The sequence below is a fragment of the Salipaludibacillus sp. CF4.18 genome (assembly GCF_051262595.1).
Taxonomy (GTDB): Bacteria; Bacillota; Bacilli; order Bacillales; family Salisediminibacteriaceae; genus Salipaludibacillus; species Salipaludibacillus neizhouensis.
Genome location: NZ_JBIMEV010000001.1, coordinates 39898 through 61512, shown reverse-complemented (window position 1 = coordinate 61512; position 21615 = coordinate 39898). Strand labels below are relative to the sequence as shown.

Genomic DNA, 21615 nt, shown 5'->3' with positions numbered 1-21615 from the left:
TTAATTACTCCATTCTTTTAAATAGTTATGGTAAGCCTTAAGTGGGTCTTTAGCTTGCGTTATTCCGCGCCCAACTACAATCGCATCACTACCTAGTTCTCTTGCCTTATTAGGCGTAACTACTCTCGCCTGATCGTTTGCAGCATCACTTTTAAGACGTATACCCGGCGTAACCGTTTCAAAGGAAGGGCCACAATGTTCCTTAATTAAGGGAACTTCCAATGCAGAACATACTACCCCATCAAGCTCAGCTAACTGGGCTTGATGGCATAAATGCAACACATGCTTATCCAAAGGTAGATCCACAGCCATTTCGTGCTTCAAAATGTTATCGGTTGTACTCGTCAGCTGAGTTACTGCAATTATTTTAGCAACTGATTTACCAGAAGGAGTGCCATTTTCCAGCCCTCTTTTTGCAGCTCGCATCATGGCTAGTCCACCCATCGCATGGACATTTACCATATCCACTTCTAATCTTGCCAGTTGCTTCATTGCTCTTTCCACCGTTGTAGGGATATCGTGAAGTTTCAAGTCAAGAAATATCGTATGCCCTTGAGCCTTCAGCTCGGAAATGAGCGATGGACCAAGGCGGTAAAATAATTCCATCCCTACTTTCACGGCAATTTTTTCTTCGGTAAAATAGGATAAAAATCTATCTACTTCTTGTTTTGAATCCATGTCTAAAGCTATGAAGAGATACTTTTGTTTAATGATTTCCATCCCCTTCCAATGATCGAAGTAATATCTTCTATGTCTAACTCTTTCATTCTTTTTTCTAAATCATCGATTAATGTCGGACAAGCAAACGGATCTACGAAGTTAGCTGTTCCTACTGCAACCGCTGAAGCGCCGGCCATCATAAACTCTAATATATCATCTGCAGTGTGAATGCCGCCCATCCCTATGATTGGAATCTCTACTGCCTGACTGACCTCATATACCATTCGGATTGCAACAGGTTTTATCGCAGGACCAGAAAGTCCTCCTGTTTTGTTAGCTATGACTGGCTGTCCTGTTTTCAGATCTATCTTCATCCCTACTAACGTGTTGATCATACATAATCCGTCAGCGCCTGCTGCTTCAACCGCTTTTGCCATTTCCACAATATTTGTGACATTTGGTGATAACTTTACATAAACAGGTACCTTTGAAACGGCTTTTACTGCTTTCGTTAATTCTGCCGCCATCACGGAGTCCGTACCAAATAAAAGGCCACCCTCTTTTACATTTGGACAGGAAATGTTGAGTTCAATTGCAGCTACATTTCCAATTTTTGAAATACTTTCAGCAACATGCACATAATCTTCTATCTCGTTGCCCGCAACATTTACAAGTATAGGTGTATCAAATTTCTCTAACCACGGGAGTTCATGTTTCGTAACATGCTCCAATCCAGGATTCTGCAAACCTATGGCATTAAGCATCCCCCCATCCACTTCGGCGACCCGTGGTGTAGGATTACCGCTTCGTTCATGGGCAGTAACTGCTTTTACAGCGATAGCTCCTAATTTATTTAAATCATAAAATCTGGCAAACTCCTGACCGAATCCGAAGCATCCTGATGCAGGCATCACCGGATTTTTCATTTGTAATCCCGGTAAGTTCACGTGTAATTTTGTCATATAACCACCTCACCAGCTTCGAATACAGGACCATCACAGCATATTTTACGGTACTTCTTCTCACCCTCTGCAGGTTCATTTACATCACATACACAGGCAAGGCATGCACCAATTCCACAACCCATTCGTTCCTCAAGTGACACATACCCAGTAGAGGTAGCAGCTAGTTGAACGGCACGTAACATTGGCGTTGGACCACAGGTGTAAAAAACATCATAACTGTTTTTCTGTTCTTCCATCGCAGTCGTAACAAATCCTTTTGTTCCCCTTGAACCATCTTCGGTAGTGATCGTTACATCACTAATTTTTGCAAATTTCTTTTCAAGAAAGATATCTTTTTCAGTGCGAAATCCAATGATTGTTTTGACCTTAATCCCTTTAGCTACTAGTAATTTCGCTAAATAATAGAGAGGAGGAATTCCTACCCCTCCTCCTACGAGAAGGGCAGTATTTCCTTGAATTAATTGATCGATGGGGAAGCCTTGTCCTAATGGTCCCAATATATCAACTTTCTCTCCCGGGATTCTCTCCGATAAACGCTTGGTCCCTTTTCCTTCTACTCGGTAAATAATGCTCAATTTTTTTTGGTCGATATCCACGTTGCATATACTGATTGGCCGTCGCAGTAAAGGATCAATGCCATCCGCCACTTTCACATGAAGGAACTGTCCAGGTGTCACCATTTCGTTGACAGAGTTCCCCGTCAACGTCATCTCAAAGATTTTAGGGGCCAACTCCTCCTGTTTTACAATTTCCAGCTTATCTACAATCATACAAGCACTTCCTTTGAGTGTTCTCTTGTTTGACCCATTGCCTCCGCAGAAAATGTAAACAACTCCATCACTTTAAGCAATGCTTCAGCAGTATCCATTGATGTCATACAAACAATTCCATGTTCTACAGCCTCTCGACGAATACGGAAACCATCTCGTGCCGGCTGCTTTCCTTTTGTTAGAGTGTTGATGATAAATTGTGCTTTACCTTCTTTGATAACGTCTAACATATCTGGTGACTCCCCACCGAGTTTCGACACAACTGTAACTGGGATACCATCTTCTCTAATACGTTCAGCCGTACCTTCAGTAGCTAATAAGTTATAACCGATTTGATGGAAACGATGTGCAAGTTCCATGGCATCTTCTTTATCCTTGTCCGCTAAGGTAAACAAGACCGAACCATAGGATGGGATTTTCATGCCTGACGCAATTAATCCTTTGTAGAGAGCTTTCTCTAATGAGTAGTCTCGACCCATGACTTCCCCAGTAGATTTCATTTCCGGCCCTAGCGTAATATCTACACTTCTTAGTTTCGCAAATGAAAAGACAGGGACCTTGACAGAAACAAGTTTTGGCTCCGGAAGACATCCGGTTTCAAATCCTTGCTCCTTTAACGATTGACCAAGAATTGCTTTTGTCGCGATATTTGCCATGTTTACTTCTGTTATCTTACTCAAAAACGGTACTGTTCTGCTCGACCTTGGATTTACTTCAATTACGTAAACTTCATCTTGATGAATAACAAATTGAATATTCATCAATCCTTTTATTTGAAAGCCTTTTGCCAATCTAATTGTATAATCAATAATTTGTTTCTTTAGTTCATCTGAAATGTTTTGAGTTGGATAGACTGCAATACTGTCTCCGGAATGGACACCTGCTCGTTCAATATGCTCCATTACCCCGGGAATCAGGACTGTTTCGCCGTCAGAAATCGCATCTACCTCAATTTCTTTACCGGTCAAATACCGGTCAATTAATACTGGATGCTTTTCATTCACCTTTACAGCCCGCTCCATGTAGCGAAGAAGGTCATGTTCGTTATAAACGATTTCCATCGCACGACCGCCCAATACATAAGATGGTCTCACTAATACCGGAAAACCGATTCTTTTTGCAATAACCAAGGCACCATCTACAGACGTTGCTGTCTTCCCAAGCGGTTGCGGAATATCCAAGGTAAGTAATTTTTGCTCGAATTTATCACGATCCTCGGCAGCATCCATGTTTTCCAAGGAAGTTCCTAAGATCTTTACACCTCTTGCTTGTAAATCATCTGCCAAATTCAAAGCTGTCTGTCCGCCGAATTGCACGATGACTCCTTCAGGTTTTTCATGATTAACGACATGCATAACATCTTCCACAGTTAAAGGTTCAAAATAAAGCTTATCGGAGATTTCAAAATCAGTAGATACAGTCTCCGGATTGTTATTAATAATAATTGCTTCGTATCCTGACTCTTGGATCGCTTTAACGGTATGGACCGTTGCATAGTCAAATTCGATTCCTTGGCCGATTCTAATCGGTCCCGATCCTAACACTAGGATAGACGGAGTTGACGTGATGATTGATTCCTGTTCGTCTTCGTACGTACCATAGTAATAAGGAGTTTCTGAAGCAAACTCGGCTGCGCACGTATCGACCATCTTGAAAACTGGAGTAATTTCTTTTTCGACAAGAAACTTTTCAACTTCTGCAATCGTCGTTTCACATAAGTCAGCCACTGTTTCATTTGAAAAACCTAGTCTTTTCGCTTTATAAACGACATCTTCCTCTAGACCACTTGTTTGTAAAGCTGTTTCGTGCTCAATAATTTTTGCAATATGAAACAAAAAGTAGAAATCTATTTTCGTTAAATCGTGAATTTCTTCCATTGTTAAGCCAATACGGAACGCTTCTGCGACGTAAAGAATTCGTTCGTCATCTGCTTTGTGTATTCGCAGCTCAATCTCTTCACGGGTTAATGTATCTCTTTTTCGATGGTACAAGTGTGTTAAATCCACTTCTGTCGAGCGAATTGCCTTTAATAACGATTCAGGAAAAGTTCTTCCGATCGCCATGACTTCCCCCGTAGCTTTCATCTGTGTTCCGAGTGTGCGATTAGCAGAATCAAATTTGTCGAAAGGCCAGCGCGGAATTTTCGTAACAATATAATCCAATGCCGGCTCAAAACTTGCATACGTTGTTTTCGTAATCGGATTAATACATTCATCCAGCTGATATCCTACAGCAATTTTTGCCGATAATTTTGCAATTGGATATCCTGTTGCTTTAGAAGCTAATGCCGAAGAACGACTGACTCTTGGATTTACCTCGATAATATAATACTGTTCACTGTATGGATCCATTGCACACTGAACGTTACATCCGCCTTCAATTCCTAAGGCTCTGATAATTTTTAACGAGGAATTTCTTAGAATTTGGTACTCCCGGTCTGTTAACGTCTGACTAGGTGCAACTACGATTGAATCACCTGTGTGAATGCCTACAGGATCGACATTTTCCATGTTACATACAACAATCGCCTGGTCATTTTTATCGCGCATGACTTCATATTCAACTTCCTTGTAACCAGCAATACTTCTTTCAATTAAACATTGGTGAACCGGGCTGCTATGCAGTCCACTTGCGACAATTTCGACTAGATCGTCATGATCATACACAAGCCCTCCGCCTGTGCCACCTAGAGTGTAAGCTGGACGAACGATGATAGGATAACCAATGCGGTTTACGAAAGCTTCCGCTTCTTCTATAGAATGAATAATATCGCTGTCGGGAACTGGTTCATTTATTTGGTTCATGAGTGTTCGAAATTCTTCTCGGTCTTCCGCTTTTTTGATCGCTTCTAAGCTAGTTCCTAAAAGCTCAACCTTGTACTCTTCCAAAATGCCGCTCTCCGATAATTCCACCGCTAAGTTCAAACCAGTTTGTCCACCAAGAGTTGCGAGTACTCCATCAGGTCGTTCTTGACGGATAATTCTACTAACAAACTCTTTCGTTAACGGTTCAATGTACACACGGTCTGCTGTTGTTTCATCTGTCATAATTGTTGCTGGATTCGAGTTAATTAGTATGACTTCATAGCCTTCTTCCATCAATGTCTGGCAAGCTTGTGTTCCAGCATAATCAAACTCAGCAGCCTGACCAATGACTATTGGACCAGATCCTATTACGAGAATCTTATGAATGTCTTGTCGTTTAGGCATGTGTCTTCCCCCTTAATTCCTCTTGATTCGTTTCAACAAGTTGTTTGAACTCCTTGAATAAACCTTTTGCATCTTCCGGTCCTGGTGAAGCCTCCGGGTGGTATTGAACACTGAAAACCGGGAATTCCTTATGACGAACTCCTTCTACTGAAGAATCGTTCACGTTGATATGAGTGATTTCCAAATCGGTATTTTCTAGAGATTTTTCATTGACTGTAAATCCATGATTTTGTGAGGTCATCGCTATGTGACCTGTTCGGAGATCTTTCACCGGATGGTTGCTGCCACGATGGCCAAAATTCATTTTAGTCGTTACTGCTCCACAAGCTAAGGCGATCAATTGATGACCTAGACAGATTCCAAACATCGGAACCTTCCCTATCAAGCCTTTCACTGTTTCAATCGCTTCTGGGACATCTGTTGGGTTTCCTGGGCCATTACTTAGAACAATCCCGTCAGGTTGTAATGCCAATACCTCTTTGGTTGTCATGGAATAAGGCACAACGAGAACTTCGTATCCTTCTGAAACAAGGTCTTTTACGATTCCTTTTTTTACACCATAATCAATCAAGACAATTCTCTCTTTAGGTCCTGGATTCATATAACGACTTTTCGTGGAAACTCGAGATACTTGGTCTGTCGCTAAATGCATTTCCTTTAACTCAGCCACAACTTGCTCGACATCTGCATCCATCGAACAAAGACGGCCTTTTAATGTACCTGAATTTCGAATCATGCGAGTCAGTTTTCTCGTATCGATACCTTGAACTCCCGGGATATCTTCATTCATTAACCAGTCATTTATGGAGAGCTGAGATCGAAAGTGACTAGGATACTCTGTTGCTTCTCTAACAATTAGACCATTAATGCTCGGTTTCACACTTTCAAAATCATTACGATTTATCCCATAGTTTCCGATCAGTGGATAGGTCATTGTTACAATCTGTCCACAATACGAAGGGTCTGAAAGAATTTCCTGATAACCAGTCATTCCTGTATTAAATACAACTTCTCCATTTTTTTCTTGCTCACTTCCAATTGCTTCTCCTACAAATGTTTCGCCGTTTTCAAGAATAAGTTGTCGTTTCATTGAGAGGCCTCCTCTTTCTTTTCTTGCCATGCTGTTTTCCCTTGATAGACGGTAAGTACCGGCCAGGATTGAAGTTCTTCTCCTGCAAATGGAGTGTTCTTTCCTTTGGACAAAAATTGAGTAGTATCGACTTTCATCGTTTTGTTTTGATCAATTAAGGTAAAGTCTGCTGCTCCACCTTCTACTAGTTTCCCATAAGGCAAGTTGAACGCTTTTGCAGGCTTGATTGTTAGCCATTCAATAAGTTGTTGTTCCGTGAAAACACCTGGTTTAACGAGCTTTGTATACAATAAAGGATAAGCAATCTCTAGTCCTACTATACCAAAAGGTGCGTCTGTCATAGAAAGCTTTTTTTCGTCTTCTGTATGCGGTGCATGATCTGTTGCGATAAAGTCCAACGTGCCATCTAGCAGACCGTCAATGAGTGCAATTCGGTCGTCTTCTCCTCGTAACGGGGGGTTCATTTTATAATTCCCCTCATCCCCGGGGATATCTTTCTCTGAAAGAATAAGGTGATGCGGCGTAACTTCCGCAGTTACGGAAATACCAGCCCTTTTAGCATCACGAATGACTCGCACGGACTCTTTTGTACTCACATGACACACATGATAATGGGCGCCTGTTGCTTCTGCTAATAGTACATCGCGAGCAATATGCACAGATTCACATGCAGAGAGTATTCCGGGGATTTCTGATTGTTTGGAAAAGTTACCTTCATGAACAACTCCTCCAAAAAGAAGCGAGTTATCCTCGCAATGGGCAACCACAGGCTTGTTCAACTTTGCGGCCAACTTCATTGCCTCATACATTTTACCAGCCTCTTGCACTCCTACCCCATCGTCAGTAAAAGCGAATGCCCCTAACTTCGCTAGTGCTTCCATATCGGTAATATCCTTGCCCAATTGGCGCTCCGTGATCGAGGCATATGGCAGAACTCGAACACTGCCTTTTTCTATCATGTTGTTATTAATTGTCGAAAAGTGTTCTGGAGAATCAGGTACTGGTCGAGTGTTTGGCATAGCAGCAATCGTAGTGAAACCACCTCTTGCAGCTGCTAATGTTCCGGTTTCAACTGTTTCTTTTTTCTCTCCGCCTGGTTCACGAAGATGAACATGTAAATCCACCATTCCTGGCACAAGTAAAAGATTCTTCACGTCAATCACATTGTCGGCCTCTGCTTCATCGATAGCTTGCTTAGACAATTTTAAAATAGTTCCGTTTGAGTCATCAACTAATAGATGAATTTCCTCTAATTTAGCTTCTTCTTCTGCATATCTGCGGGCATTTTTATATAACACGATCATAAAATTTCTCTCCTTTCAAATTTAACACATGAGCCAATACTGCTTTTCTGACACTTACACCATTCTTCATTTGTTTAAAGATGCGGGACCTTTCGCATTCTACCAATTCATCAGCGAGTTCTACACCTCTATTAAAAGGAGCGGGATGTAGTAAAATAGCTTCTTTTTTCATTTTCTTTTCTCTCTCTACTGTGAGTCCATACTGATTATGATATGTTTCTTGTGTATACCCTCCGTTGCCATCATGTCTTTCTGTTTGAATTCTTAGCAGCATCAGTACATCTGCTTGCTCCACAGCTTCATCCATCGTTAAATATTGATCTTCTTTTAATTGAGGATCCATCCATTCTAGTGGGCCGGAGTACGAAACCTTCGCACCAAGTTTTTCTAAGATCTTGGCATTTGTATGAGCGACACGACTGTGCCTAATATCTCCGCATATAACGACGTGTAAGGAATCAAATCGTTGGAATTCCTGTCTAATCGTCAGTAAGTCGAGAAGAGACTGTGTTGGATGATCTCCAGCTCCGTCACCTGCATTGATAACGGGAATATTCAAACCTTTTAATTGATCGTAGTATCGTAATTCCGGATGGCGAATGATCAACGCTTTACAACCAATTGCTTCTAATGTTTTGGCTGTGTCATAAAGCGTTTCTCCTTTTTGCACACTCGAGTGCGTAGCATCAAATGCAATCGTTTCTATACCAAGCTGTTTTTCAGCCATCTCAAAACTGCATTTAGTTCTCGTGCTAGGTTCAAAAAAGAGATTTGCAACAATTATTTGTTCCATGTGCATTGGTTTAGAGGAATATGTCTGCCGGTCTGCTTCCTTCAACAAATATTCCAACTCAGGCATCGATAAATCATTCAAGGTTCTCAACTGTCTCATGCAACCATCTCCTTAAATTTTATAAGAAAAACGAATAGCGTCTTTTGTTATAAATTCTTAACTTTTAAAAAAAACGCCCTTGTATACTCAAGGGCGCTCATAAAGAAGGAAAATCTCCTCTCTTTATTCACCCTTCTAAACCTCACTGGGTCTTTTTAAAGGATGTAACTATGAAATTTCACTGTCCTTTTTTTCAGAACTCATTTCTTCAAACATTTCCCTGCTTGATTTCACAGGATCTTTACCAGGTAAAATCAAATTTAATACTATTCCAATAATCGTTGCCAAAGCCATTCCAGCTAGCTGCACATCATCCGTTATTTGTATAAATGCTCCGCCTATTCCAATGACCAAAATGACGGAAGAGATAATTAAATTACGTTTTTTACCAATGTCTACATTATTATCAATCAGCATTCTTAAACCATTGGAAGCGATAATACCGAACAATAGTATAGAAACACCACCCATTACTGCGGTAGGAATTGAAGTGATAAGTGCAGACACTTTACCTATGAAGCCAAATGCTATGGCAAATACTGCCGCACCACCTATTACAAATACACTAAACACTTTTGTTAATGCTACGACACCAATATTTTCGCCGTATGTCGTATTTGGCGGTCCACCTAGAAGGGAGCTAATGATCGTAGCAATGCCGTCTCCAAAAATAGAACGGTGTAAACCGGGCTTTTCAATAAAGTTTCGCTCTGCTACTTTACTTAATACCATTTGGTCACCGATGTGTTCGGATAATGTCACGACTGCTATCGGAACCATGATAAAAATGATTTCCCATGAAAAACCAGGAGTATATGTTACAAACGGGATAATAAAATCAGGAACTTCTATCCAACTCGCTTCTTTTACTGGAGTAAAATTAACTAGTCCTTGGTACATGGCAAAAATATATCCACCAACAATTCCGAATAATATAGGTATAAGACCGAAGAATCCTTTGAAAAAGATCGATGCAATGATTGTTAATAAAAGCGTAAATAGAGATACTGTCATATGAATGCCACTGTACGTTTCAGAAACTGGATCGATCATCGCCATATTGATAGCAACACTTGCCAACCCTAATCCGATGACCATGATAACTGGTCCAACTACGATTGGTGGTAGAAGTCTCATAAGCCAATTAACTCCCGTTGCACGAATGATAATTGCTACTATTCCGTATAATAATCCCGCAAAGAAACTTCCTACCATAACACCTTCTGGTCCACCGATCGACATGCCTGCGATGATTGGTGCTATAAAGGCAAAGGAGGATCCTAAATATGCAGGAATACGACCTTTCGTAATAAGAATATAAGCTAATGTACCGAGTCCACTTGAAACGAGTGCAACTGCCGGACTTAATTCTGTTAACATCGGCACTAATATAGTAGCTCCAAACATAGCGAATAAATGCTGAATACTTAAAATAATCCATTTATCTAATCGGGGTTTTTCTCGAATACCTACTGTTTGCTGCTGTTTTGTTCTCATCTGTATGTCCTCCTATGTTTTGACAGTAACTGTTTCATTGCAACAAAAAACCTCTTTGTTGGACAAAGAGGTATTTCGTCACTTTATGAATGAATGCAGTTTACCTGCATTTCAGTGTCATAAAGGAGGAATATACCCCTTGTCAGCCTCTCCGGACTGGTTTAAAGGGAGGTTTTTTGTGTAATAATAATTTCTTCGATACCATCTACTTCATGTAATTTCGCTTCCACTACTTCTGAATTAGAAGTTGGAACGTTTTTTCCAACAAAGTCTGGTCGTATCGGTAATTCTCTGTGACCTCGATCAATAAGGACGGCCAGTTGAATATGAGCAGGTCGGCCTAAATCAATCAAAGCATCTAGTGCTGCTCTGGCAGTTCTGCCTGTATAAAGAACATCATCGACAAGAATGACTTTTTTATTCGTGATCTCAATATCAATCGAAGTTCCTTTTATCTCAGGCTGCTCATCTTTTGTCCTATGTGACAAATCATCCCGATAGAGGGTTATATCAATTTCACCTATATCGACTTTCTTACCTTCAATTTCCTCGATTCGATTGGCCAACCGCTGAGCAATATATACACCTCTTGTTTTAATGCCAACAAGGATACAGTCTTCGATTCCTTTATTACGTTCAATAATTTCATGTGCGATTCTCGTTAATGCTCGACTAATGGCTTGCTCATCTAATATCGTCTTAGACATTCTTTTCAGCCTCTTTTCTGTAAAAATAAAACCCCTCACGCCGATCACAGCGAGAGGGGTTGGTACATGATTGTTTCAGAAATCCCTCCTGAAAGGTAGGTTTTCTCAAATTCATTTCCCTTCTCAGCCTCACGGGACTGTAATTAAAGGATTAAGTTTTTAATCTATCATCATTATTCCATGCCTGCTCTTCTCTGTCAATGGCTATTTTTCGCTACAATTAGACATTCTTTCAAGTCTTCAGGTATAGGTGCATGAAACATAAGTTCTTCCTCTGTTCTCGGATGTACAAATCCTAGCATTTCTGCATGAAGTGCTTGTCCAACAATTGGAAAATCATGTTTTTTACGTGGACCGTATTTAGGATCCGACACAATCGGAAAACCGATGTATTTCATATGAGCTCTTATTTGATGAGTACGTCCTGTTTCTAATTCACACGCTATATGTGTGTATTTTTCGAATCTCTCAAGCACTTGAAAATGTGTGACAGCATCCCTGCCATGATGTTCTGTTACCGTCATTTTCTGTCGGTCATCTGGATCTCTTCCAATTGGCGCTTCAATTGACCCTTTGTCATGAGGGATGACACCGGACACAATCGCAATGTATCTGCGCTTTGTCGTTTTAGCTTTTAATTGATTAACGAGTGACTCATGAGCCAAATCATTTTTTGCAACCATCAGAAGTCCAGACGTGTCCTTGTCTATACGATGGACTATCCCTGGGCGCAAGACACCATTAATCCCTGATAAATCGTTGCAATGTGCCAACAAACCGTTAACAAGCGTCCCAGAAGGATGGCCTGGTGCTGGGTGAACAACCATTCCCCGAGGTTTATTCACAACTAGCACGTCACTATCTTCATAAACGATATCAAGATTTAATTCTTCAGGTTCTGCTTCTAGTTCTTTTACAGGAGGCTCATCAATGATTACATGATCATCCTGTTTAATTTTATAGTTACTCTTCGTTATTTCTCCGTTTACCTTCACAAATCCATCTTGTATCCATTGTTGTACCAGACTTCGAGACCAATCAGAGGCTTGTTCAGTGAGCCACTTATCTATTCGAACACCTTGCTCTTCAGATTTAAATTCATGTATTTTCATTTTATGACTTCCCTTGTGTTTTTTCTTCTCTAATGACATGTATCATAAGCATAATAACTCCAACCACTAATGCGGAATCAGCTACGTTAAAAATAGGAAAATTATATGAAAAAATATAGGTATCAATAAAGTCAACTACTGCACCGAACAATACCCGATCAATAAAATTCCCTATTGCGCCTCCTAGAACGAGCCCGAGAGAAAGGCCGAACCAAGGCTGCTCTTTACCATATAACCTTATATAATAAATGACAACACCTATAACAATCAATGTAGCAAGGAAAAACAGCCACATTTGCCCTTGTAATATCCCAAACGCTGCTCCTGAGTTTCGGTGGGACGTTAAGTATAGTACATTCTCAATGAGTGGAATACTTTCTCTAATTTCCATATGTTGTACAACCAACCATTTTGTAAGTTGATCAAATAAAATCACAACGAGTGCTATTACATAATAAATCAACGCCATGTCTCCCCTCACTACTGCTTTAATGTACCCTTATGCATTTTAGCATAGCAACGAGAAACAGACAATTAAGAAAAACAGCATATCCGCTTTTTGTTAAATAAATCTTTGCATTTATGCCACACTTGATAACAAAATCTTAATTGGTTTTATCGTTACCTGGGTAAGCGGGTTCCATTCCAGCAAATTTAAAAAACTTCGTCTCTTTCTTCCGTTATTGTCACGGAAGGTTGTTTGAGCATTGCCCGAGGAAAGCGTCTCGAAACCTTCTGTTCGAATGGAAACAACAGTCTCTAATAACTAAGAATTTTATAAATTATCTAAAAAAAAACTAGTCTACCGGCTGATGGACCGTTAGACTAGTTTTTTAGTTATCCTTCGTAATGATTTACAATTGTGTCTGTGCAGTCAGGACAAAGATTAGGATGATTTACATTCGTTCCTAATTCCTTTGTGACCATCCAACACCGTTCACATGTTTCACCTTCAGCCTGTAGGATTTCAATAGCAATTGCTTCATATTTTTTCGCTCCTGCCGGTGCATCTGAAATACTTCCAGCTACTGTTGCCTCAGAGCTTATGAATAGCTTATTAAGATTTCCAATGGATGAAAGAAGCTCAAAGTCTTCGCCATCTGCATAAACAACTACATGAGCACTTAAACTTTTCTTAATTCCTTTTTCATTTCTAGCTTCTTCCAATGCTTTCAATACATCGTCTCGCAGATCCATAAAACGATCCCATTTTTCTTTCAACTTAGCTACGCCGTCGTAATTCTTTACTTCAGGCATATCTGTCAATTGAACACTTTCTTCTTCTACACCAGGAATATGCTTCCACACCTCTTCTGTCGTATGGGAAAGGATTGGTGATAATAACTTAACGAGAGTAGTTAACGTCTCATGCATCACCGTTTGTATCCTTCTGCGGTCAAGGTGATCGGCATGTTGAATGTACAACGTGTCTTTTGAAATATCCATGTAAAAAGAACTTAACTCGACCGTACAGAAATTATGAACTTTGTTATAAACATGGGCAAACTGATACTCATCGTAACCAGTTTTAACATCCTTTACAAGATCGTCTAACTTGATTAACATATATTGATCCAACTCAGATAAGTCATTGTAAGCAACTGTATTTGATTTCGGATCAAAATCATTTAGATTTCCGAGTAAAAAGCGGAAAGTGTTTCTGATTTTACGATACACTTCAGCAACTTGCTTTAGGATATCATCCGATACTCTTACGTCTGCCTGATAGTCCACTGAAGAAACCCAAAGTCTTAAAATATCAGCACCTAGCTGTTTCATTATCTTATTAGGGATAATGACGTTTCCAAGTGACTTACTCATCTTTTTGCCTTTGCCGTCTAACGTAAATCCATGACTAATCACTTGTTTGTATGGTGATTTACCCGTCACAGCTACCGCAGTAGATAACGAAGAGTTAAACCAACCGCGATATTGGTCAGAACCTTCTAAATAAACATCCGCCGGACGAACTAAGTCATCACGTTCTTCAAGCACTGCTTGGTGTGATGATCCGGAGTCAAACCATACATCCATAATGTCCATTTCTTTTGTAAACACACCATTCGGGCTATGTTCAGACTCGAATTTATCTGGAAGGAGATCGGCTGTTTCCCATTCGAACCAAATGTTAGATCCATGCTCCCTAAATAATTCAGATACATGAGTAATCGTCTCATCATTAATGATAGGTTCCCCATCTTCTCCGTAAAAGATTGGAATCGGCACGCCCCAAGCACGTTGTCTGGAGATACACCAATCACCACGATCTCGTACCATATTATATAATCTAGTTTCGCCCCATTTAGGAAGCCATGTTACTTCTTCTATTTCCTTTAATAAGTCTTCGCGGAAATCTTTAATAGAAGCAAACCACTGTGGTGTAGCTCTGAAAATCACCGGCTTCTTCGTACGCCAATCATGTGGATAAGAGTGAGTCATAAACGTAAGTTTCAGCAACGCACCTACTTCATCCAATTTCTCTGTAATTGATTTATTCGCCTCATCATAGAATAAGCCTTCAAACATTGGTGCTTCCTCTGTGAATACACCTTTATCGTTTACAGGACATAAAACATCTAATCCGTATTGCTGACCAATAATATAATCATCTTCCCCGTGACCCGGTGCTGTATGAACACAACCCGTACCCGCATCCAACGTAACGTGATCCCCAAGAATAACTTGTGATTCACGATCATAAAATGGGTGCTTTGCTTTCGTATGCTCGAGATCAGCACCTTTATAAGTAGCGGTGATTTCATAGTTTTCCCATTCAAATTCTTTCACAAGTGATTCAAGTAACCCTTCAGCAACAATATATTTATTATTATTAACGTTAACCACTACATAGTTCAATTCATGATGTAAAGCAATTGCTAAATTTGCAGGAATCGTCCAAGGAGTTGTTGTCCAGATGACATATTTCTCATCTCCTTGGAGAACTCCACGTCCATCGGTTACATCAAATGCGACATAGATTGATGGAGAGCGTTTATCATGGTATTCAATTTCTGCTTCTGCTAGTGCTGACTCAGAGGAAGGCGACCAGTAAACAGGTTTTTTCCCCTTATAAATGTAGCCCTTTTTAGCCATTTCACCAAACACTTTAATTTGTTGTGCTTCGTACTCATGCGTGAGAGTTACATATGGATTGTCCCAGTCACCTCTTACTCCTAGACGTTTAAATTGTTCTCGTTGATTATCAACTTGGACTAAGGCATATTCTTCGCACTTTTTGCGGAATTCAGCAACTGTCATTTTTTTACGATCAACTTTGCCTTTTTTAGTTAGCGCTGTTTCGATTGGCAGACCATGTGTATCCCAGCCAGGGACATAAGGTGCTTGAAATCCATTCATAGACTTGTATCTCACGATAAAATCTTTAAGGATTTTATTTAATGCATGGCCCATGTGAATATCACCATTTGCATATGGAGGTCCATCATGCAGCACAAACATTGGTCTTCCTTCTGTTCGTTGTTGAACCTTATCGTAAATTCTCATGCTTTCCCAATCCGCTTGCATCTCGGGTTCTTTATTAGGAAGATTCCCTCTCATCGGAAATTCCGTTTTCGGCATTAATAATGTTTGTTTATATTCCATACTTTCTTCCTCCTTTAACTTCCTCTTACATTAATAATTTATTAAAGGCTTTGTAATAGCCAAAAAAAACAAAAAATCCCCCTCATCCACATTGGGACGAGAAGGAAAACCCGCGGTACCACCCATATAAGTGCTGACTTTTATTTGACCAATAGCACTCAACTTAAGCATGAAATATCGCTCATGACACGGTACAGTTTACTTGAGAGATAAGTAGGTTTCTCTCGTTCAGTGCACAGCTCTAGGGTGATTTTCAAAATAGTTGGGGCACCGGTCTCTCACCATCACCGGTTCGCTAAACTGCCTCAAATCTATTCTTACTTTCCCTATCGTCGCTTATCATTTATTATTACCAATCATTGAACTATATAACAACAAGAAAACAGATAAATTCAAAAAAGTGAATGCTCACTTAACCTTGGTAAATTTCATCCCAAGCATCTATTTATAAAAACAGCGTCATTCTCCAATATAAACCGGTTATTAAAGTATATGATAATTTCTTTTTATACGTCAAGTAGGTTAAAAGTTTTCGTAGGACTCTTCTTCTTGTTGCTCTTTACTTGTTTGACTTAAGTCGTCCCAGTCTTCTGTATTAAGCATCTCTAACTGAGCTTCAAGAAGCATTCTGAACCTCGTACGGTATACAGAAGCTTGTTTTTTTAACTCTTCCACTTCTAAAGCAACTTTCCGGGACTTGGACAGCGCTTCATTCACTATACGGTCAGCATTCTTCTCAGATTCCTTAATGATCAATTTCGCTTCTTTTTCTGCTGATCTTTTGACACCTTCTGCCGTTTCTTGTGCGACTAGAATAGACTTATTCAACGTTGTCTCAATGTTTGAAAAGTGAGTAAGCTTATCATCAAGTTCAGAAACCCGATCTAATAACTCTTTCTTTTCACGAATGACGGATTCATAATCTTTAATAATTTGATCTAAAAACTCATTTACTTCGTCCTCATCATACCCTCTAAAACCTCGGGTAAATTCCTTATTATGAATATCTAAGGGAGTTAATGGCATAACCTAGAGCACCTCCGAATAATTGTTTATTACAATACTTATGTACATGTTTCGACATAACCTGAAAAAATTCCTTTTTTACTTAGGAAATCCCAAGATAATTCGATGTTTTCCCTTTTTAGTTTCTCCCTCTAATTCCAGAATCTCGCATCTTCCAAAACCTCTTACTGAAAGAACATCCCCTTTATGTATAGTATAAGAGGGGTTATCAACTATTTTCCAATTAACTTTAATTTTCTCACCAGTAATCGCCACTTTCACTTTTGCCCGAGGAAGACGAAAAGCTTCTGAAACGACACTGTCAACTCTCATTGATGACACAGTAACAAACTGTTCATCGGTTTCTTTGACACCTTCTATAAGAGACTCACGATTAACTTTCTCCAGCCTAACTTTTGCTTTTCCAATCGATTCTAGGTTAACAAGGACATAATCAGCAACCTCATCCGCAAGAACAACTTGATACCGTTCTTCTGTTGAAATGATGTCACCAAATTTTTCTCGTTTTATACCAATACTCATTAACGAGCCAAGAATATGGGGATGCTCTATCGTCACGAATTTACTTGGGTAAGTAATTTCATATGTTGAAACACTATAATCCGATTCTTCAGGAGTATAGTAATCAGGGTACAAAATGGCCCGCATTCTTTCAGGGGCTGAATGGCCGCCCCAAAACGACACTCGCACTTCATCACTCTTACCGATAAGAGTAGAAAGGATATGTTGTTGTCTTGGATCCAGAAAATCCGTTACCTTAAACCGATATTCATTTGCAACCATTTCTTTCCAATCAAGTACTTGATCAACAAATGCATATTCTTCTTTTCTGTAATGTTCATAAATAGACACTTGTTCACCAACCATCTCATTCGTTATAAAAACATATTAAATAAGTATCTTAATCCATCCATTGCAAAACGTAGTGCAAATAAGGCAACCAATGGTGACAGATCAATCATGCCAAGTGGCGGAATGATTTGCCTGAATGGAGCAAAAAGAGGTTCTACCAATTTTCCAATGGCTTGACCAAATGATGATTCTCTTGCATTTGGAATCCAAGACATAAAAATATAAATAATACAGATAAACCAATAAATTTCAACTGCTTGAATGATTAAACTTGCTATTAATTCCACTTTCATTCACTCTCCTACATACTATGATCCTTGGATCATATCAGATATCGAACCAGTTACGTTAACATTATCAGGAGTACAAAGAAAAATCTCACTACCGAGTTTCTGTATATCTCCTCCTATAGCATAAACTGTACCGCTGAGAAAATCTACAATTCTCTTTGCTTGATCTCTAGGTATTCGCTGTAAATTTATAACAACTGCTTTTCTATTCTTTAATTGATCAGCTATTTCCTGCACCTCATCGTAACTATGAGGCTCGATAAGCATCACCTTTGCTTGACTTTGGACACTACTCAAACTCACTACATTTCGTTTATCTTTTCTGGTTTCTTTTTCAGGAGTTGAAAACTTTTCATCCTCTTCGGAATTTGCAACTTCCACTTCCATCTCCGATTCATTATAGTCATCTTCTAATTCAAAAAAACGCTTAAACTTTCTTTTCATACTCATATTATTTAACACCTCGCCTCTTTGAATGGCTATTTTTCTTTTCCAACTAATGAGGTACCAATTCGAATGTAAGTTGCACCTTCTTCAATAGCAACTTCATAATCGTTTGACATCCCCATTGATAATTCATGACAAGGAGCATGAATATATTCTTTTTGCTCAATTTGCTCTTTTAACTCACGTAATTGTTTAAAAGCTGGTCGCACTGTTTCCACGTCTTCTGTATATGGTGCCATCGTCATTAGACCAACGATTTGAACCGATGTATACTGCTTTACGTCCTCGATGAAAGCTGGAAGTTCAGCTGGAGTTAGACCAGACTTTGACTCTTCACCAGTAACATTCACCTGAACGAAGCATTTTACAGTCTGTCCCTCTTCTGCACGCTTGTCCAATTCTTTTGCTAACGAAAGACGGTCCAAAGAATGAATGAAATGAAAAGCAGGAATTATATTTTTCACTTTTCTGGATTGCAAGTTCCCTATAAAGTGCCAATTGACATCCCCATCAATCACTTGCCATTTCTCCATTCCTTCTTCTACTCGGTTTTCACCTAAATGTAAAATACCGGCAGAGACTGCTTCTTGTGCTCTTTCAGTAGAGACATATTTAGTAACTGCAACGAGATTTACTGTATCTGGATTTCTGTTGGACCGAGCACATGCTGCACGAATAGTATCTTGAATGATTGTTAAATTTTCAGTGACTGACATGACTGTCGACAAACCCCTCTCATTTCTAATAAATAACTCTAGTTTTCTTTAAATAAGACGAGTGACCCTAGTAGCATCTTGGTTGTTATAAGATGCTACTGAAACAGGTACTCTTCTTTATCCGGATCAAGGTGATTTTCATAAGTCCATACTGTTATCATAAAGAATTTTTTACATTCAAGCAATGATTTCATGAAAGGAGCGTCGAAATACTAGGAATTATCGATAATATCCATGTTGTTTATTCTAATTTCGCCTGGAATTCCCCTTCTAGACGCACTAATATGACATCTGAACCGATTTTCACAATGTTTTTCCAGGGCACCATGAATTCTTCATCTTTTTGGAACATATTCCTTATTTTACTCCCACCTATAAAAATAGAATTAATTCTGCCTTGCTCCAAATCAATATCAATATCGGTTAAGTGCCCTAACAACTTACCATCGGATAAATTTACAATATCTTTTGACTGTAATTCAGACATATTTAACATAATATCTTCTCCTTCTTTAAAGTCCTATATTCAATCTTCTATATCTTATGCTTGTAACAAAGCTCATATATCAATTTAAAGAAAACAGCTAGTATAATAGCTCATGTAAATAGCTTAAGTGCTTACATTAAAACACTTGCAGATATAATTGATTGCGCTGTGAATGTGTTTAATTCTACCGAGTAATAGAACACCTTAGGACTATGATCCATATAAATCTGCACATAAAAAAATAACCTGCTTTCGCAGGTTATTCACGGGCGTGCTTATTCATTTGTGTGATGGCTGCTTTTTCCAACCGTGAAACTTGAGCTTGAGATATCCCTATCTCATCCGCTACTTCCATTTGAGTTTTCCCTTGAAAAAATCGCATATCAAGTATTACCTTTTCCCGCTCATTTAGCTTAATCATTGCTTCTTTCAGAGCGATTTCTTCAATCCAATTTACATCTTTTTGCTTATCATCACTGATTTGATCCATCACAAAAATTGGATCACCACCATCATTATAGATAGGTTCAAAAAGGGAAACAGGATCCTGAATGGCATCTAATGCAAACACTACTTCTTCTTTCGGTACACCTAATACTTTTGCAATTTCTTGGACTGTTGGTTCTCTTTCGCGTTTCTTCTCACTCATTAAATTATCACGAACCTGAAGAGCTTTGTATGCAATATCCCTAAGTGATCTAGATACACGAATTGGGTTATTATCTCTTAAGTATCTTCTAATTTCTCCAATTATCATCGGAACTGCATACGTTGAAAATTTAACATTTTGTCCTAAATCAAAGTTGTCGATGGACTTCATTAACCCAATACATCCTACTTGAAATAAATCATCGACGTATTCACCTCGATTATTAAATCTTTGGATCACACTTAATACGAGTCGAAGATTGCCATTAACTAATTCTTCTCTCGCATCTGGATCGCCTTCCTGCATCGCCTTAAATAAAATTCTCATTTCCTTATTCTTCAGCACAGTTAACTTCGATGTATCTACTCCACAAATTTCCACTTTATGTCGTGTCAATGCTTTCCCTCCCAACAGGAGATAAGGTACAAAATCAGTATGTCCTTGAGAGGGAAAATTATGCAGACATCAAATCAAAACGAAGCATAAATAATAACACTATTTATATAAGATGAAAGATAGATTAAACCATTTTATTAAATTCTTTCCGAAGCCTTTTAATAATTCTTTTTTCTAAACGAGAAATATAAGATTGTGAAATTCCCAGCATATCCGCTACGTCTTTCTGCGTTTTTTCTTCTTCTCCCGCTAATCCGAAACGTAACTCCATAATTTGTTTTTCTCGATCATTCAGACTCAGTAATGCTTTAACAAGAAGCCTTCGGTCTACTTTTTCTTCCATACCTTTTGTAATAATATCATCTTCTGTTCCAAGAACATCCGATAACAACAATTCATTTCCGTCCCAGTCTATATTCAAGGGTTCATCAAACGAAACTTCAGATCTTAATTTATTATTTCTTCTCAAATACATCAGAATTTCATTTTCTATACACCTAGATGCATATGTCGCCAATTTAATTTTCTTTTCTGGATTAAATGTATTCACTGCTTTTATCAAACCAATGGTTCCAATGCTAATTAAATCTTCAATATTTATTCCGGTATTTTCAAATTTTCGAGCAATATAAACTACTAAACGAAGGTTTCTTTCAATAAGCATTGATCGCACAGACTCTTCTCCATTCGGTAATTTTTTTAATAAATATGCCTCTTCATCCTTAGACAAGGGGGGAGGAAGTGCTTCACTTCCTCCTATGTAGAATATCTCATCCGATTTTAGGTTTAATTTTTTTCGTAGCTTAAACCACCACAACTTAAGCGGCATCATATATCTTTTCATTATCGCTCCTCCTCGGTTTAATAGGCTGATTTCTAAAAAATATTGCTTTTCAAAAGCATATAATGGTATTCGAATATGCTACTGATGGACGCATTCTGT

General features: G+C 39.0%; 20 protein-coding genes and 1 other annotated feature. All 20 genes read right to left on the bottom strand.

Going from position 1 to position 21615, the window contains the following annotated elements:
• Complete coding sequence (pyrF, locus tag ACHABW_RS00300; RefSeq protein WP_435753573.1) at positions 1-720, bottom strand: orotidine-5'-phosphate decarboxylase; 720 nt, start codon at positions 718-720, stop codon at positions 1-3.
• On the bottom strand, positions 687-1622 hold the full coding sequence (locus tag ACHABW_RS00295) for a dihydroorotate dehydrogenase (RefSeq protein WP_435753572.1): 936 nt from the start codon (positions 1620-1622) through the stop codon (positions 687-689). The genes pyrF and ACHABW_RS00295 overlap by 34 nt, the downstream gene beginning before the upstream one ends.
• Positions 1619-2395 carry a dihydroorotate dehydrogenase electron transfer subunit gene (locus ACHABW_RS00290; protein ID WP_435753571.1) on the bottom strand — a complete coding sequence of 259 codons (777 nt, stop codon included), beginning with the start codon at positions 2393-2395 and terminating at the stop codon, positions 1619-1621. Before ACHABW_RS00290 ends, ACHABW_RS00295 begins: the two co-directional genes overlap by 4 nt.
• Complete coding sequence (gene carB / locus ACHABW_RS00285; protein WP_435753570.1) at positions 2392-5604, bottom strand: carbamoyl-phosphate synthase large subunit; 3213 nt, start codon at positions 5602-5604, stop codon at positions 2392-2394. Before carB ends, ACHABW_RS00290 begins: the two co-directional genes overlap by 4 nt.
• Positions 5597-6694 (bottom strand): glutamine-hydrolyzing carbamoyl-phosphate synthase small subunit, encoded by a 1098-nt coding sequence (gene carA, locus ACHABW_RS00280; RefSeq protein WP_435753569.1) that lies wholly within the window; start codon positions 6692-6694, stop codon positions 5597-5599. The genes carB and carA overlap by 8 nt, the downstream gene beginning before the upstream one ends.
• On the bottom strand, positions 6691-7998 hold the full coding sequence (locus tag ACHABW_RS00275) for a dihydroorotase (RefSeq protein WP_435753568.1): 1308 nt from the start codon (positions 7996-7998) through the stop codon (positions 6691-6693). The genes carA and ACHABW_RS00275 overlap by 4 nt, the downstream gene beginning before the upstream one ends.
• Complete coding sequence (locus tag ACHABW_RS00270; protein WP_110936430.1) at positions 7982-8890, bottom strand: aspartate carbamoyltransferase catalytic subunit; 909 nt, start codon at positions 8888-8890, stop codon at positions 7982-7984. Before ACHABW_RS00270 ends, ACHABW_RS00275 begins: the two co-directional genes overlap by 17 nt.
• 168 nt (positions 8891-9058) lie before the next feature.
• Entirely contained in the window at positions 9059-10387 is a 1329-nt protein-coding gene (locus tag ACHABW_RS00265; protein ID WP_435753567.1) for a solute carrier family 23 protein, read from the bottom strand.
• 161 nt (positions 10388-10548) lie between these two features.
• Positions 10549-11094, bottom strand: a complete 546-nt coding sequence (pyrR, locus tag ACHABW_RS00260; protein WP_435753566.1) for a bifunctional pyr operon transcriptional regulator/uracil phosphoribosyltransferase PyrR — start codon at positions 11092-11094, stop codon at positions 10549-10551.
• 197 nt (positions 11095-11291) lie between these two features.
• On the bottom strand, positions 11292-12206 hold the full coding sequence (locus tag ACHABW_RS00255) for an RluA family pseudouridine synthase (protein WP_435753565.1): 915 nt from the start codon (positions 12204-12206) through the stop codon (positions 11292-11294).
• A gap of 1 nt (position 12207) precedes the next feature.
• Positions 12208-12669, bottom strand: coding sequence for a signal peptidase II (gene lspA / locus ACHABW_RS00250; RefSeq protein WP_435753779.1), 462 nt, complete (start codon positions 12667-12669; stop codon positions 12208-12210).
• A 374-nt stretch (positions 12670-13043) separates the two neighbouring features.
• On the bottom strand, positions 13044-15809 hold the full coding sequence (gene ileS, locus ACHABW_RS00245; protein ID WP_435753564.1) for an isoleucine--tRNA ligase: 2766 nt from the start codon (positions 15807-15809) through the stop codon (positions 13044-13046).
• An 89-nt stretch (positions 15810-15898) separates the two neighbouring features.
• Positions 15899-16151 (bottom strand) — a binding site (T-box leader).
• 180 nt (positions 16152-16331) lie between these two features.
• Positions 16332-16835: a DivIVA domain-containing protein gene (locus ACHABW_RS00240; protein WP_110936436.1), complete on the bottom strand. Its 504-nt coding sequence runs from the start codon at positions 16833-16835 to the stop codon at positions 16332-16334.
• Between the two features lie 78 nt (positions 16836-16913).
• Positions 16914-17687 carry an RNA-binding protein gene (locus tag ACHABW_RS00235; RefSeq protein ID WP_435753563.1) on the bottom strand — a complete coding sequence of 258 codons (774 nt, stop codon included), beginning with the start codon at positions 17685-17687 and terminating at the stop codon, positions 16914-16916.
• A 23-nt stretch (positions 17688-17710) separates the two neighbouring features.
• Positions 17711-17974, bottom strand: coding sequence for a YggT family protein (locus ACHABW_RS00230; protein ID WP_110936438.1), 264 nt, complete (start codon positions 17972-17974; stop codon positions 17711-17713).
• A 21-nt stretch (positions 17975-17995) separates the two neighbouring features.
• Positions 17996-18427, bottom strand: a complete 432-nt coding sequence (locus tag ACHABW_RS00225; RefSeq protein ID WP_435753562.1) for a cell division protein SepF — start codon at positions 18425-18427, stop codon at positions 17996-17998.
• Between the two features lie 29 nt (positions 18428-18456).
• On the bottom strand, positions 18457-19140 hold the full coding sequence (locus ACHABW_RS00220; RefSeq protein ID WP_435753561.1) for a YggS family pyridoxal phosphate-dependent enzyme: 684 nt from the start codon (positions 19138-19140) through the stop codon (positions 18457-18459).
• Positions 19141-19381: 241 nt separating this feature from the next.
• The gene (locus tag ACHABW_RS00215; RefSeq protein ID WP_110936441.1) at positions 19382-19636 is read right to left on the bottom strand and encodes a YlmC/YmxH family sporulation protein; all 255 of its coding nucleotides are present in this window, start codon (positions 19634-19636) and stop codon (positions 19382-19384) included.
• 250 nt (positions 19637-19886) lie between these two features.
• On the bottom strand, positions 19887-20672 hold the full coding sequence (gene sigG, locus ACHABW_RS00210) for an RNA polymerase sporulation sigma factor SigG (RefSeq protein ID WP_110936442.1): 786 nt from the start codon (positions 20670-20672) through the stop codon (positions 19887-19889).
• A gap of 124 nt (positions 20673-20796) precedes the next feature.
• Positions 20797-21516, bottom strand: a complete 720-nt coding sequence (gene sigE, locus ACHABW_RS00205; protein WP_183040904.1) for an RNA polymerase sporulation sigma factor SigE — start codon at positions 21514-21516, stop codon at positions 20797-20799.
• Between the last annotated feature and the right edge of the window lie 99 nt (positions 21517-21615).